Genomic DNA, 14419 nt, shown 5'->3' with positions numbered 1-14419 from the left:
GTGCGAGTGGTCTGGCCGCTCCTGGTCGCGCTGTGCGCGACCGGGTGTGCGACGGCCCCGCAGCAGCCGGACTTCCGCGGCTACTTCGCGGACAACAACGCCGCCGCGGCAGCCGGTCCGCAGGCGCAGCAGGAGTTCTTCCGCCGCTCGCAGCACCCCGATTTCACCGACAGCACGTGCGAACTCGGCGATCTCACGGTCCAGCTCGACCCCGCCTGGAGCACGCTGCGGCCCGACCCCGGATTCACCGCCGACGGGGTGGTTCCGCGCGGCGAGGTCTGGGCGATCGGCGTCGAAGTCACCACCCGCGTGAACGGCAGCGCCACCGGTCATCAAATCGGGTCACAACACCTCGTGGTCCTCGACGGGCGGACCTTCGGGTTCGCACCCTGTCCCCAATAACCGAAAATCTCGACATGCGGCCACGATCACCTCGATGCGGTTGCAGGGCGGTGATATGAAACCGACACTGGTTTGCTCGTCCGTGCGGGTGGGTCCGAACCGATTCGCTTCCACATCCGCCCCTCCGCCCGGTACACACCTAGGAGCCGAAGGCTCGGTCTCCGATCGCCGACGTTGTCACCCGATCGCGCGAATTGAGACGTGGGGCGAGTCCAACCGGCATGATCGTTCCGTCAGATGACGACAGCGCGGACGGGAGGTGGTCGACGTGATCCGCAACAGGTACGCCGGGCAAGACCCGCACTCCGGTGGCGGTGACCTGCCGCAACCGCCCACGCCTCGCAGCCGTGAGGAAGTCGCCAACGGCACGGGCATGGCGGAGCTGCACGAGTCCATAGCGCGCCTGCTGGCCTCCCGGGGCCAGTGGCGGCAGGCGTACCACCACCTGCGGTCCGCGCTGGACATGATGTCCTCGGACAAGCCCGCGGTGCCCGAGCAGCTGCGCAGCGAGGTCGAACTGCTGCGCAAGGAGCACGCCAAGGCGCGCGAGGAGAGCCTGCGCGACAGCCTCACCGCCAGCTACAACCGTCGCTACCTCGACGAACGTCTCGCGGACCTGGTCACGGAGAACTCCATGACCGGCGAGGGCATGGCCGTGGCGCTGATCGACCTGGACTGGTTCAAGCTGGTCAACGACACCTACGGACACCTGTTCGGGGACCGGGTGCTGCAGCGCGTCGTGGACCTGCTGCAGGAGGCGCTGCCGGACGGCGCGTTCTGCGCCCGCTACGGCGGTGAGGAGTTCGTGCTGGTGCTGCCGCACATCCTGCCCAACTCCGCGGTGCAGGTCTGCGAGGCGGCCCGGCAGCGGGTGGAGCACTTCCCGTGGGAGACCATGGCGCCCGGTCTCGGCGTGACCATCAGCATCGGCATCGCGCACGAGCAGGGAATCGGCGGGCACGTCTCGGGCGAGCAGCAGCTCATCTCGGCCGACGCGCTGCTGTACGCGGCGAAGCGGGCCGGCCGGAACGCCGTCGCGTACCGCAAGGGCGCGGAGATCCGGTTGGCCGGGGCCGCGGGCGAGCGCGTCACCGAGGCGGGGAGAAGAGCCGCCGGCTACTGATGGCGATCAATCAAGGACACAGGGTGCTTTCAGATTCCGCGCATACCGATCATCTGGCTTAGCACGGTTAGTCGTAACAGACCAGTGGGCCGGTAGCATCGTGCACTGATTGTGAAGAAACTGTCGGCGCTATCGTCAGTTCGGGCGATCAGCCGTACTATCTTTGAGGCGCAACGCGATACATGTCGGGGAGTATCGAGCGCGTCAAGATCCGCAGCACGATGACTGAGGCAGGTTGGGAGGGAACACGCGTGCCGCAAGACCCCCGGCATGGCGACTTCGGGCACCGGCGTACCCGCCCCGACGAGGACGCCGATGCCACCGGTTCGGCAAGTGGTTCCGGACGTCGCCGACGAGCGTTGTCCGAGGACGGCACGGGTGGCACCCGCGTGATCGACCTGCTGTCCAAGCACGGCAAGGGCCCGGGCACCTCCGGCCACCGCCGCGCGGCTGAACCGGAGCCGTCGTCGGCACCTCAGCATCCGCAGAAACCTCCGCAGACCGGCCCGCGCCGGGCCGCTCCGCAGGCGCCGCCGGAACCTCCGCAGGCGTGGACCTCGCCCGAGCCGACCGGCAGGCGCCCCCGGCAGGCGCCGCCGAGCCGCCCGATGCCCACGCCGCCCGCTCCGCCGAACAACCCGGCGCCCCCGGCCGGCTGGACGCCGCCGAGCACCGGCCCGCGGCCCGTCCAGCAGCCGCCGGCAGGACCGGTGTCCCCGCCTTCCGGTCGCGACCAGCGACCCACCCCGCCGCCGCCCGCCGCTCCGGGTGCCGCCGCCGCGTTCGCCGGTGGCGCCGCCGCGCGTCCCGCCCGGCGCAGCCCCGAGCCGCCCGCGGACGAAGCCACCCGGATCAGCCAGGCGCTGAGCACCGACGCCCCGCAGCGCGTCTCACCTCCGTCCGGCCGCAACCCGCGCCCGAACCCCGCGCGCCCGCCCGCCGACATGGACGCCACGACGCAGCACCCGCGCGTGCCGGCGGCCCCGCAGCAGGAGCGGCCCGCGCGGCCCGCCGCACCGACACCGCCGGCCGAGCAGCAGGCCGAGAAGACCGCGATCGTGGCCCCCGCCGACGGCTACTCCGAGCTCGACGAGTTCGACGACGAAGCCGGCATCGCCGAGGACTTCGGCGACGACGACGATCGCAAGAACGACATCGAGCAGATCGACCTCACGCTCGCCCGGTTCTCCGCGGTGCACGACGAGATCGCCGCCGAGGAGGCCAAGCGCCGCAAGCGCTACGCGTGGCTGCCCGGCAACAAGAAAGAACCCGAGCTCGGCAGCGACATGCCCTTCGACTTCCGCGACGACCGCGGTGGCGGGTCGCGCATGGAGTGGAAGAAGAAGCAGCGCAAGCGCCGCACGCACCTGATCGTCATGGCCGTGGCGGTCGCCGCGTCGCTGACGGTCTTCCTGTCGCTGGGCTTCGCCTGGGGCGCGACCGCGCTGTTCGGGCCGTCCGCCGTGCTGGCGCTGGACCCGAACTCCTCCGACATCAAGGACGCCGCCGGGCAGGCCGGCGACCAGAACTTCCTGATGATCGGCTCCGACACCCGCGCCGGAGCCAGCGCGTCCGACGGCGTCGGCGACGAGAACGACGAGCCGGGCGCGCGCTCGGACACCACGATGGTCGCCCACGTCCCCGCCGACCGGAGCCGGGTGGAGCTGGTGTCCTTCCCGCGCGACCTGCAGGTCGACAGGCCCGACTGCCAGCGCTGGGACCCCAAGACCGGCAAGTACAGCGACGAGATCGTCCCGGGCAAGAAGGGCGCGCGCCTCAACGAGGCGTACGCGGTCGGCGGCCCGCTGTGCACCACCAAGGTCATCCAGCAGGTCTCCGGTCTGCGGATGGACAGCTTCCTCGGCATCGACTTCAACGGCTTCAAGTCCATGGTCGACGCCGTGCACGGCGTCGAGATCTGCACCGAGAAGCCCGTCGTGGACTCCACGCTCGGCACGGTCATCCCCGAGGCCGGACGGCACAACCTCACCGGCGACCAGGCCCTGACCTACGTCCGCGCCCGGCACGTCAAGGGCGACCCGACCTCGGACTACGGCCGGATGCAGCGCCAGCAGATGTTCCTGTCGTCGCTGCTGCGCAAGACCATGTCCAGCCAGGTGCTGCTGGACCCGCGCAAGCTCAGCGACTTCGTCAAGGCCGTCAGCGCCAACACCTTCGGCGACAACATCGGCGCCGACCGGCTGATGGACCTGGGCCAGCAGCTGCAGGGCCTGGACCCGAACAAGGTCACCTTCGTGACGGTCCCGACCACCGGCTACGCCAACGAAGAGGGCATGGAGGTCCTGCGCGAGGACGCCGCGAAGGCGCTGTTCCAGTCGATGATCGACGACGCGCCGGTGACCACCGACGGCACTCCCCAGAAGGCCGCCCAGTCCACGCCGACCGGCGGATCCGGCGGATCCGGCGGATCCGGCGGATCCGGCGGCGCCGCCGGCGCCGGCCGGGTGCTGCACCAGCAGCCCGCGGAGCCGTCCCTGCCGGGCGACTCAACCGTGAACGCCGGAACCGATATCTGCGGCTGACCTGCGGTTATCGTCAACTTCGAGCCGGTCGATCACGGCGATTTCACCTCCGGTTCATCACAGGTCATTCTGTCCGATTCCGCGGGGAAGTACGCTGGGTGACATGCGCGAGGTCTACCAGGAACAACTAGGCATGCTCACCGACGTTCTCGCCTCGATGTCGGCGATGGTCGGCACGGCGATGGAGCGCGCCACCAAGTCGCTCCTGGAGACCGACCTGAGCCTGGCCGAGCAGGTCATCGACGAGGACGCGCTGGTCGACGAGGCGCGGTCCCGGGCCGAGGAGTACGCCTTCGGGCTGCTGGCCCTGCAGGCGCCGGTGGCCGGTGACCTGCGCAGCGTCATCGCCACCATCCACGCCGCCGAGGACATGGAGCGCATGGGCGACCTCGCCCTGCACGTGGCCAAGGCCGCCCGGCGCCGGCACCCGAACGCGGTGCTGCCGGACGACGTCGCCGCCTACTTCGCCGAGATGGGCCGCATCGCCGTGAAGCTGGCCCACCAGGTCAGCACCGTCATCCGCACCCAGGACGTCGAGGCCGCGCGGCTGCTGGACGAGGTCGACGACGAGATGGACGACCTGCACCGCCACCTGTTCACCGTGCTGATGAGCCCGGACTGGGAGCACGGCGTGGCCACGGCCGTCGACGTGACGCTGCTGGGCCGCTTCTACGAGCGCTTCGCCGACCACGCGGTCGCGGTCGCTCGCCGGGTCGAGTTCATCGTGACCGGAAAGATGCCGTCCCGTTGATCGGTTTCCACAGCTAGGTGACGATCTCGCGCGGAAAGTATTAATAGTCGGTCTCAGCACTCGATGTTGTGATCTTCGTGTGCCATCCTCTTTCGAGTGAGAAGCGACCGAACTCGTACCGATGAGGTGCTCGGTGGGTAAGAGTCCGACCGTGCACCGACGTCGACTGGGAAGTGAACTGCGGCGCCTCCGCGAGATCGCCGGCCGCACGCACCGCGAGGTCGCCGCCCACCTGGACTGCTCGCAGGGCAAGATCAGTCAGATCGAGCTGGGCCGGGTACCGGTGCGCACCTCCGACGTGCGCCTGATGGCCGAGTTCTACGGCGCCGCGGGCGACCAGCTCGACGCGCTCATCGACCTGGCCCAGGACTCCAAGCAGCGCGGCTGGTGGCAGCAGTACCCCAGCACGGCGGTGCGTCCCGGCCTGCAGACCTACCTCGGGCTGGAGACCTCGGCGAAGGCCGTCAGCTGCTTCGGCAGCGACCCGCTGCCCGAGCTGCTGCAGACCACCGACTACACGCGCGCCCTGCTGGCCTCGGACTCCCAGGTGTTCACCGACGACGAGATCGCCGAACGCCTCAAGGTGGTCTCCACGCGCCAGCAGCGGCTGCTGGGCGAACAGCCCCTGGAGCTGTGGGCAGTCCTCGATGAGTCGGCGCTGCGGCGCCGCGTGGGCGGTCCTGCCGTGATGCGGCAGCAGCTGGAGCACCTGGTGCTGCTGGGCTACCGCCGCAACGTCACCATCCAGGTCCTGCCGTTCCGCAACGGCGGCCACCCGCTGATGGGCGACCGCGCAGCGGTGTTCTCCTTCACCAACGAGGCAGACCCCCAGGTCGTGCACCTCGGCGACTCGGCCAACTCCCGCTTCCTGGACAAGGCGGCGGACACGGCCGACTACCTCAAAGCCTTCGAGCAGGTCTGCACCAGCGCCCTCACCCCCAAGGACTCCAGCGCCTTCATCTCCTCTGTCGCGGACGAACTGCCGGTGTGACGGGACCACGAAAAGCGGGGCCTCCCAAGGGAAGCCCCGCTTTTTTAGAGCCAACAGACATCAGGCGAGCGAGAAGTCGCTTTCTCCGTGCCCCACCTGAGCAACTCGCAGCGCCTCGGGTTCTCAGACGTCTTCTGGGGAGGACAGCCGTAGCGCCGTGCACTTGGTCATACAGCAGTCTCGGGTCCCGGAGCCAGAAGGCGTCTGAGGTTCCGCCACCCGCACCGCTGCGCAGCAAGACCACAGAGCATTTGCCACCGAAGAAGGATCAGCCGAAGCGGCCGGAGATGTAGTCTTCCGTGGCCTTCTGGGTGGGGTTGGAGAAGATCTTGCCGGTTTCGTCGATCTCCACGAGCTGACCGGGCTCACCGACCGCGCGCAGGTTGAAGAACGCGGTCTGGTCGCTGACGCGGGCGGCCTGCTGCATGTTGTGCGTGACGATCACGATCGTGTAGTCCTGCTTGAGGTGCGAGATCAGGTCTTCGATCGCCAGGGTCGAGATCGGGTCGAGCGCGGAGCAGGGCTCGTCCATCAGCAGCACGTCGGGACGCACGGCGATGGCGCGGGCGATGCACAGGCGCTGCTGCTGACCGCCGGAGAGGCCGCCGCCCGGCTTGTTCAGCCGGTCCTTGACCTCTTCCCACAGGTTCGCGCCGCGCAGCGCCTGCTCGGCGACCTCGTCGAGGTGCGACTTGTTCTTCTCACCGGCGAGCTTCAGCCCGGCCACCACGTTGTCCCGGATGGACATGGTGGGGAACGGGTTGGCCCGCTGGAAGACCATGCCGATGGTCTTGCGGACCTGCACCGGGTCGACGTTGTCGGCGTAGATGTCCTCACCGTCGAGCATCACCTTGCCCTCGACGCGGGCACCCGGGATGACCTCGTGCATCCGGTTGAGCGACCGCAGCACGGTGGACTTGCCGCAACCGGAGGGACCGATGAACGCGGTGACGCTGCGGGCAGGCACCTGCAGGGTCACGTCCTGCACCGCGTGGAACTTGCCGTAGTGCAGGTTCAGGTCTTTGATGTCGAGACGCTTGGCCATGTCGAATGTCCCTACTTGGTCTTGATCGCGAAGATCTTGGACAGACCGGTCGCGGCAAGGTTGATCAGCATGATGACGATCACGAGAGTGAGCGCCGCTCCCCACATCCGGTACTCACCGGCGATGGTTCCGGTGCTGCGCTCCATGAAGATGGTCAGCGGCAGCGACGCCATCTCCCCGTTGAAGAGGTCGAAGTTGATCGACGAGGAGTAGCCGACCAGGATCAGCAGTGGCGCGGTCTCACCGAGCACGCGCGCCAGGCCGAGCATGACACCGGTGACGATGCCCGACAGCGCGGTCGGAAGCACGATCCGCACGATCGTCTTCCACTTCGGCAGGCCCAGCGCGTAGGCCGCCTCGCGCAGCTCGTTCGGCACGATCAGCAGCATCGTCTCGGTGACCCGGACGACGACCGGCAGCATCAGCAGCAGCAGCGACAGCGCCACCGCGAACCCGCTGCGGGTCATGCCGAAGGTCGTGATCCACAGCGCGTAGATGAACAGGCCGGCCACGATCGAGGGCAGACCGCTGAGGATGTCCACCATGAAGGTGGCGGCCTTGGCGAGCTTGGACTGCTGGCCGTACTCGACCAGGTAGACCGCGACCATCACGCCCAGCGGAACCGCGAAGACCAGGCAGACCAGGCCTTCGAAGATGGTGCCGACCAGGGCGTGGTAAACGCCGCCACCGAAGTCGGTGGGCAGCAGGCCCTTGAAGGAGTGCGACCACCAGTCGGCGCTGAGGAGGGGCTTGAGACCCCGCTCCAGCAGCGTCCACAGCACCCACAGCAGCGGGACGACCGCGATCGCGAAGGCCGCCGCGAACAGGACGGTGGCCAGGTTGTCCTTGAACTTCCGGCCGAAGCCGATGCTCTGGAAGGCCGGCGCGGTTGCGAGCTGCTCCACGTCGGCAGCGTCGGTCCTCATGACTTCCCCTTAGCGCCGGCCGCACTCTCGATCCAGCGCGCGATCGCGTTGACTGCGAAGGTGATGATGAACAGCACCAGACCGGCCGAGATGTAGGCCCCGACCTGCAGGTTGTTGTTGAACTCCGCGGACCCGAGAGCGATCTTGGAGGCGAAGGTCGCCCCGCTGTCGAAGATGCTGTACCCGGGGGGCGCGGTGGTCGCGCTCAGGATGATGGTCAGCGCCATCGTCTCGCCAAGCGCGCGACCGAGGCCGAGCATCGAGCCGCCGACGAAGCCGTTGCGGCCGAAGGGCCACACCGTGGTCTTGATGACCTCCCAGCGGGTGGCGCCGAGCGCCAGCGCGCCTTCGATCTGCGCGTCCGGGGTGCGGGCGAAGACCTCGCGGGTCACACCGGTGATCGTCGGGATGATCATCACCGCGAGCACGATCCCGGCGGTGAACACGTTCGCCCCGGAGTCGACCTGGGCGATGTTGCCCTGGCCGAAGATCGGGATCCAGCCCAGCGTCTCGTTCAGCCACGTCGACACCGGCTTGAGGAACGGCCCCAGCACCAGGAAGCCCCAGAGGCCGTAGACGACCGAGGGCACCGCGGCCAGCAGGTCGATGACGTAGGCGAACGGGCGGGCCAGGCTCTTCGGCGCGTAGCGGGTGAGGAACAGGGCGATCCCGCCGGACAGCGGCATCGCGATCACCAACGCGACCACGGAGCTGGCGACGGTGATCCACGCGAGGTCGAAGATGCCGAAGCTCATGTTCGCCGGATCCCGGGTGTCCCACTCCCGGCTGAACAGGAAGTTCACGTGGTTCACCTGCAGCGCCGGAACCGCCCGGATGAGCAGGAAGATCGCGATCGCGGCGATCACCGCCACCACGAACGCGCCGGACGCGGTGGCGAGCGAGGAGAACACCTTGTCGCCGACGCGGGAGGACTTGCCCGCTGTCTTCTCTGGAGCGGAAATGGGGGCCTCCGGTCCGGAACTGGGCGCCGAAACGCCCCGCTGGGCACCGGTGGTGCTCGCGGGGCGCGTGGCGGCTCTCGTCGAGTCGGTCACTGCTGTTTGCAGCCTCTCATCTAATCCGTTGGACCAGGGGCCCGCCCGGGGTGCGGGCGGGCCCGGTCACTCTCACGAGATGGCGTTGACGGCCTGGAGGACCTTGCCCTTGAAAGCCTCGGGCAGCGGGACGTAACCCGCCTTCTCCAGCTCCTGCGGGTTGGCGTTGGCCGCCACGGTCAGGAAGGCCTTGACCGCCTTGGCGGTCTCCGGGTCGTAGCCCTTCGAGCAGACGATCTCGTAGGTGTTCAGCACGATCGGGTAGACGCCCGCGGACTTGTTGCCGTAGATCGACTCCAGGTCGACCTTCAGGTCGTTGCCCTCGCCCTCGATCTTGGCACCCTCGATGGCCTTGCCGACGTTGGCGGTGTTGAGCTCGACCGGGCCGGCGCCGCTGTCGATCTTGGCGATGCCCAGGCCCAGGTTCTTCGGGAAGGACCACTCGACGTAGGTGATGCCGCCCTCGGTGGCCTTGACCGACTGCGCGACCTGGTCGGAGCCGTCGCGGCCCTGGCCGACGCCCTGGCCGCCCTGGAGGGTCTTGCCCTCACCGGTGAACGCGCCGTTGGTGGCGGTCTTGAGGTACTTCTGGAAGTTCTCGGTGGTGCCCGACTCGTCCGAGCGGAAGAACGGAACGATGTCGATCGACGGCAGCTGAGCGTTGGGGTTCAGCGCCTTGACCGCCGGGTCGTCCCACTTCTTGATCTCGCCCTTGTAGATCTTGGCGATCACGTCGGGGTTGAGGGTCAGGTCGCTGACGCCCGGGATGTTGTAGGACATCGCGATGGGACCGAACACCATCGGGATGTTCCAGGCCGGGTTGCCCTGGCAACGCTCGGCGGCCTTGGCGACCTCGCCCTTCTCCTCCTTGAGGGCGGAGTCGGAGCCACCGAAGTCGATCTGGCCGGCGGTGAAGGCGGCGACGCCCTTGCCGGATCCGGACTTGGTGTAGTTCACCGTCTGGTTGGCGCACTTGAGGCCGTAGTCGCGCGCGAAGACGTCGACAGCGTTCTTCTGCGCCGACGAGCCCTCACCGGAGATCGGCTTGGTGCCGCACTCGACCTGCAGGCTGTCGAGAGCCGGGTTGCCACCGCCCTGCGGGACGTTCTGGTCCGAGCCGCAGCCGGCGAGCACGAGCGCGCCCGCGGCGACGACGGCCATCGCAGCGCTGTGCCGCTTGATTCTCACTTCGTTCCTCCACCCAAGGGACAAACTGCCGGGCGCGGCGGAGCCACGCAGGCTCGTGCTTCATGCCGCTTGGGGCTGACGCTAAGCAGCGCGGATGGACTGCCTTCGCCATCCAAGTGAACGCGAGGTGAACAAGGCACGCTTAGTAAGCGGAGACACACCCCAACGGGCGAGCAGGAGTCAGATCTTCCGGTCCGACCGTGACTCACAGCATTCTCGGATCAGCGTCCGAATTGCACGTCGCTGTCCAACTTGGCGAAGCCCAACCGCTGGTAGACCTTCACCGCCGGAACGTTGTCGGCTTCGACGTAGAGCATGACGTGACTACGCCCGGTATCCCGGAGGTGACGCAGACCGACCACGGTCAGTGACCTGCCCAGGCCACCGCCTTGCGCGTGCGGGTCCACACCGACGACGTAGACCTCACCGGTCCCGTCGGGGTGCACCTTCGTCCAGTGGAACCCCAGGAGCTCGCCGGAGGAATCGACCGCCAGGAAGAAGCCCTCCGGGTCGAACCAGTCCTCCTTCTCCTTGGCGCGCACGTCCGCCTCGGTCATGTCGCCCTGCTCCGGGTGCCAGACGAACGCGCGGTGGTTCACCCGGACCACGTCGGCCTCGTCCTTCCCGGGCCGGAAGGTGCGGATGGTCACGCCCTCCGGCGGCTGCGCGTCGGGCAGCTCCGGCTCGGCCAGCTCGCGACCCATCCGCCACAGCTCGCGCGGCCGGTGGAAGCCGTAGCGCTCGGACAGCCGAAGCGCACCCGGGTGCTCGCCGTGCGACCAGATCCGCAGCCGCCCGGTGTCGGTGTCGGGCTCGGCACCCAGATCGGCGCGCTCCAGCAGCGCCTCGACGAGCCGGGTGCCCGCACCCAGCCTCCGGTGCTCGGGGTGGACGGCGAGCTCGGCGACCAGCTGGCCCGAATCGGCCTCGTGCTCGGTGTCCAGGTGCGCGTAGCCGATCAGCACCCCGCCGGAATCGCGCACGATGAAGTGCTCGGACCGCACGTCGGCCTGCACCGGCTCGATCTGGTGGACGACGTCGCGGTGGGCTTTGAGCCGCAAGATCACGTGCTCGCCGACCGGAGCGACACCGTCGGCCTTCTCGGTCTCGGCGAGCAGGCCCATCACCTCGGCCGTCTCGCTGTCGTCCAGTCCATTACGCCAAGTCAGCTGCACACCGACGACCCTACCCACGCGCACGCGACGAAGCCCCCGATCGTCGAGATCGAGGGCTTCGCGGTTCGATCTCGCGGTTACGCGTTGATGGTCCGGAAGTCCGCCTGCTCCACGGACTCGGCCGACTCGGCCTCCGCGACCTCGGCGGCCAGCGGGGAGGTCGAACCTCCGCGGTTCGGGCGGACGAACTTGTAGCCCACGTTCCGCACGGTGCCGATCATCGAGTCGTGCTCCGGGCCGAGCTTGGCGCGCAGCCGCCGGACGTGCACGTCCACGGTGCGGGTGCCGCCGAAGAAGTCGTAGCCCCAAACCTCCTGCAGCAGCTGGGCGCGGGTGAACACCCGGCCCGCGTGACCCGCCAGGTACTTCAGCAGCTCGAACTCCTTGTAGGTCAGTTCGAGCGCCCGGCCGCGGAGCCGGGCGGTGTAGGTCGCCTCCTCGATCACCAGGTCGCCGACGCTCAGCGAACCCTCGCCGCTGGAGGAGGACTCGCCGTGGCGGGCGACCAGCAGGCGCAGCCGGGCGTCGATCTCGGCCGGACCGGTGGTCGGCAGCAGGATGTCGTCGACCCCCCACTCGGCGTTGACCGTCACCAGACCGCCTTCGTTGACCAGGGCGATCACCGGGGCATCACCGGCGGCGAGCAGGCGGCACAGGTCGCGGGCACCGGCGAGGTCGGTGCGGGCGTCGACGATGACCACGTCGTGCGCGCCGCCGGACAGGATGGCCCCGGGGTCCGCGGGCAGGACGCGCACCCGGTGCGGCAGCAGCGCCAGCGACGGAAGGACCACGTCGCAATCGGATTCACTGGTCAGCAGGAGCAGCTCGGAGCTCATCTGGGTGCCTCCATCTCCAGGCGAGAACGACCGACGGCCGTGAAGTGGCCATCACCCGCAGTCATCGGATGACTTGGCGTCGTTGCCTGTGGATGGCAAGGAGAATAACCGACATGCGGCGGAAAAACCCAGGTCCAACCGAGGGCATCACATTTGTGAACAGCAGCGCACCGCATGTTTCGCAGGTGTTTCGAGATCGCCCCGTCACGTTGCGCGCTGAAGACGGAACCCGGCTGCGCGGCGTCCTGCACCCCGGCCCGGGGCTTCCGGCGCCCCTGGGTTTCGTCGTCGGGCACGGCTTCACCAACCACATCCGGAAGCCCGGTGTGCGCAGAGTCCTGGAACGGCTCGCCACGCACGGGCCGGTGCTGGCGACGGACTTCCGCGGCCACGGCCGCTCCGGCGGCCGGACCACCGTCGGCCCGAACGAGGCCATGGACATCGACGTCGCGGTCGCGCACCTGCGCGCGGCCGGGTGCGCGCGCGTGGTCACGGTCGGGTTCTCCCTCGGCGGATCGGTCGTGCTCCGGCAGGCGGCGCTCGGGACCCCGCCGGACGCGGTGATCTCGGTGAGCAGCCCGGCGCGCTGGTTCGTGCGCGACACCCCGGCGATGCGCAGGGTCCACTGGCTGCTCGAACAGCCCCACGGCCGGCTGAGCGCCCGCCTGCTCGGCGTGCGGCTGGCCGGTCCGTGGCCCCGGGTTCCGGTGTCGCCGATCGAACTCGCCACCCGCATCGAGGTCCCGCAGCTGATCGTGCACGGTGCCGAGGATCACTACTTCCCACCGGCCGACGCGCGCGCCCTCAGCGAGGCGGGCGGAGCGGAGTTCTGGCTGGTCGAGGGCATGCGGCACGCTGAGAGCTCGACCACCCCGGAGCTGGTGGACCAGATCGCGGCGTGGGCGGTCGATACAGTGGGACCACCCGATCGAGCCCCGTCGGGCTCCCGGCGCCCCGACAGAACGGAACGCGCGGAGTGAAGAAGCTCGCGATCACCCTCGTCCTCGTCATCGGCCTCCTGGTCGCCGCCGACTTCGGCTCGGCCGCGTTCGCGGAGTACCAGGTGTCGAAGAAGGTCGCCCAGCAGCTCAAGCTGCCGGAGCAGCCCGAAGTCTCGATCAACGGCTTCCCGTTCCTGACCCAGGTCGCCGCGGGCAACTACCGCGACGTGCAGCTGGTGGCCAACGCGGTGCCGGTCGAGCCGTTCAACGAGGTGGGCATCGAGGCCGACCTGCACGGCGTGAAGGTCGCGACCTCCGAGGTCATCGCGGGCACCGCCGAGCAGTTCACCGTCGACCAGCTGGTCGGCCGGGTGAAGCTGAAGGCCTCCGACGTCGCGCGCCTGATCGGCATCCAGGACCTGACCATCGAACCCGCGGCCCCGGACGCGCTCGCCGACGACGACGGCAACATCAGCGAGTCCGACAAGCGGCTGGCCGAGGGCGGCGACGACCAGCGCGCCCCGGTGCAGCTCGACGGCACCGTCAACATCGCGGGCTCGGACAACAAGGTGCGGGTGATCGCGGTGTTGTCGCTGGTCAACGGCAAGATGGAGATCGAGCCGCGCAAGCTGGAGCTGAACAACAGCGCGCTGGGACCGATCGATCTGCCGCCGATCTTCGAGCAGTCCGTGCTCAAGCAGTTCAACACCACCCTCGACCCGGGGATGCTGCCCTTCGAGGTGCAGCCCACTGCGGTGCGCGCCGAGCGCGGCGCGCTGGTCGTCGAGGGCACCGCGGAGAACGTCACGATCAACGGCGACGGGGTGACCACGGGATGAGCCCAGGTGTGATCGCACTGCTGATCGTCGTGCCGGTGGCCCTCGTGCTCGGGCTGATCTGGCAGGCCCGGCAGGGCAAGGTGCGCAAGAGCGGCGGTGAGGAGATCGTGACCGACAACTTCCCCGACGGGCTCAGGCAGCGGCTCGCCGACGCCCCGGAACCCGACGCGAAGGTGACGCTGCTGCAGCTGTCGACCACCTTCTGCCAGCCTTGCCGGCACGCCCGCATCCTGCTGGCCGACTTCGCGGGCAAGACCACCGACGTCCGCCACGTCGAGGTAGACCTCACCGACCACCCCGAGTGGTCCACGCCGCTGCGCGTCCACAGCACCCCGACGACCCTGGTCCTGGACGGCGCGGGCCGCGAGCTGTTCCGCGTCGGCGGAGTGCCCCGCCCCCAGGCCCTCTCCGAGGCGATCCAGCCGCACCTGTGACGCGTCGCGAAGCGATCGGCCACCTGTTGGATCCGTCCCACTGTATGAACGTTCTTCCCGGCGATCGGTCCATCCGGGTAACCTCCGACTCGTGCATGTACTGCTGACCCGAAGGCGCGCGGTTGATCTCTGCCGCGTGGGAAGCAGCCTGTGTTGATGGCACTGACCGG

Annotated in this window: 15 protein-coding genes; 9 read left to right on the top strand and 6 right to left on the bottom strand. The window is 68.9% G+C overall.

The annotated features are described in order from the left end of the window. Positions 1-6: 6 nt before the first annotated feature. From E1202_RS01645 to E1202_RS01625, 5 genes are all read left to right on the top strand, one after another. Positions 7-402, top strand: a complete 396-nt coding sequence (locus tag E1202_RS01645) for a hypothetical protein (protein ID WP_235877544.1) — start codon at positions 7-9, stop codon at positions 400-402. Positions 403-670: 268 nt separating this feature from the next. Further along, positions 671-1525 carry a GGDEF domain-containing protein gene (locus E1202_RS01640; protein ID WP_408006067.1) on the top strand — a complete coding sequence of 285 codons (855 nt, stop codon included), beginning with the start codon at positions 671-673 and terminating at the stop codon, positions 1523-1525. A 251-nt stretch (positions 1526-1776) separates the two neighbouring features. Continuing rightward, the gene (locus E1202_RS01635; RefSeq protein WP_235877543.1) at positions 1777-4068 is read left to right on the top strand and encodes an LCP family protein; all 2292 of its coding nucleotides are present in this window, start codon (positions 1777-1779) and stop codon (positions 4066-4068) included. 103 nt (positions 4069-4171) lie between these two features. After that, positions 4172-4819, top strand: a complete 648-nt coding sequence (gene phoU, locus E1202_RS01630; RefSeq protein ID WP_132621699.1) for a phosphate signaling complex protein PhoU — start codon at positions 4172-4174, stop codon at positions 4817-4819. 151 nt (positions 4820-4970) lie between these two features. Continuing rightward, on the top strand, positions 4971-5810 hold the full coding sequence (locus E1202_RS01625) for a helix-turn-helix domain-containing protein (protein WP_132680472.1): 840 nt from the start codon (positions 4971-4973) through the stop codon (positions 5808-5810). 268 nt (positions 5811-6078) lie between these two features. On the opposite strand, the gene pstB is transcribed toward E1202_RS01625, so the two are convergent. The 6 genes from pstB to E1202_RS01595 all read right to left on the bottom strand — a co-directional run bounded on the left by pstB (position 6079) and on the right by E1202_RS01595 (position 12035). Next, a complete protein-coding gene (pstB, locus tag E1202_RS01620) occupies positions 6079-6855 on the bottom strand; it encodes a phosphate ABC transporter ATP-binding protein PstB (protein ID WP_132621701.1) in 777 nt (258 codons plus the stop codon). An 11-nt stretch (positions 6856-6866) separates the two neighbouring features. After that, the gene (gene pstA, locus E1202_RS01615; protein WP_132680471.1) at positions 6867-7781 is read right to left on the bottom strand and encodes a phosphate ABC transporter permease PstA; all 915 of its coding nucleotides are present in this window, start codon (positions 7779-7781) and stop codon (positions 6867-6869) included. Next, entirely contained in the window at positions 7778-8743 is a 966-nt protein-coding gene (gene pstC, locus E1202_RS01610) for a phosphate ABC transporter permease subunit PstC (RefSeq protein ID WP_235877578.1), read from the bottom strand. The genes pstA and pstC overlap by 4 nt, the downstream gene beginning before the upstream one ends. A gap of 165 nt (positions 8744-8908) precedes the next feature. Continuing rightward, positions 8909-10024 (bottom strand): phosphate ABC transporter substrate-binding protein PstS, encoded by a 1116-nt coding sequence (gene pstS / locus E1202_RS01605; protein ID WP_132680469.1) that lies wholly within the window; start codon positions 10022-10024, stop codon positions 8909-8911. 221 nt (positions 10025-10245) lie between these two features. Further along, a complete protein-coding gene (gene mshD / locus E1202_RS01600; RefSeq protein WP_408006066.1) occupies positions 10246-11199 on the bottom strand; it encodes a mycothiol synthase in 954 nt (317 codons plus the stop codon). Positions 11200-11276: 77 nt separating this feature from the next. Beyond that, entirely contained in the window at positions 11277-12035 is a 759-nt protein-coding gene (locus E1202_RS01595) for a winged helix-turn-helix transcriptional regulator (RefSeq protein ID WP_132680468.1), read from the bottom strand. A 209-nt stretch (positions 12036-12244) separates the two neighbouring features. Between E1202_RS01595 and E1202_RS01590 the strand changes: the two genes are divergently transcribed. The 4 genes from E1202_RS01590 (at position 12245) to E1202_RS32885 (ending at position 14406) form a co-directional block, all read left to right on the top strand. Beyond that, complete coding sequence (locus E1202_RS01590) at positions 12245-13015, top strand: alpha/beta hydrolase (RefSeq protein ID WP_235877541.1); 771 nt, start codon at positions 12245-12247, stop codon at positions 13013-13015. Continuing rightward, entirely contained in the window at positions 13012-13815 is an 804-nt protein-coding gene (locus E1202_RS01585; protein ID WP_132680466.1) for an LmeA family phospholipid-binding protein, read from the top strand. The genes E1202_RS01590 and E1202_RS01585 overlap by 4 nt, the downstream gene beginning before the upstream one ends. Beyond that, positions 13812-14249, top strand: a complete 438-nt coding sequence (locus E1202_RS01580) for a TlpA family protein disulfide reductase (RefSeq protein ID WP_132680465.1) — start codon at positions 13812-13814, stop codon at positions 14247-14249. The genes E1202_RS01585 and E1202_RS01580 overlap by 4 nt, the downstream gene beginning before the upstream one ends. A 91-nt stretch (positions 14250-14340) precedes the next feature. Beyond that, entirely contained in the window at positions 14341-14406 is a 66-nt protein-coding gene (locus E1202_RS32885) for a putative leader peptide (RefSeq protein WP_363786369.1), read from the top strand. Positions 14407-14419: the final 13 nt, after the last annotated feature.

The organism is Saccharopolyspora karakumensis (assembly GCF_004349225.1).
In the GTDB taxonomy this organism is placed as follows: domain Bacteria; phylum Actinomycetota; class Actinomycetes; order Mycobacteriales; family Pseudonocardiaceae; genus Saccharopolyspora; species Saccharopolyspora endophytica.
The sequence above is the reverse complement of the archived record's forward strand: the minus strand, read 5'-3'. Positions and strand labels throughout refer to the sequence as shown.

Bases quoted from the DNA above. Each gene is read 5' to 3' on its own strand.
- phoU (WP_132621699.1), top strand. From the start codon at position 4,172: ATGCGCGAGGTCTACCAGGAACAACTAGGCATGCTCACCGACGTTCTC.
- pstB (WP_132621701.1), bottom strand. From the start codon at position 6,855: ATGGCCAAGCGTCTCGACATCAAAGACCTGAACCTGCACTACGGCAAG.
- pstA (WP_132680471.1), bottom strand. From the start codon at position 7,781: ATGAGGACCGACGCTGCCGACGTGGAGCAGCTCGCAACCGCGCCGGCC.
- E1202_RS01595 (WP_132680468.1), bottom strand. From the start codon at position 12,035: ATGAGCTCCGAGCTGCTCCTGCTGACCAGTGAATCCGATTGCGACGTG.
- E1202_RS01580 (WP_132680465.1), top strand. From the start codon at position 13,812: ATGAGCCCAGGTGTGATCGCACTGCTGATCGTCGTGCCGGTGGCCCTC.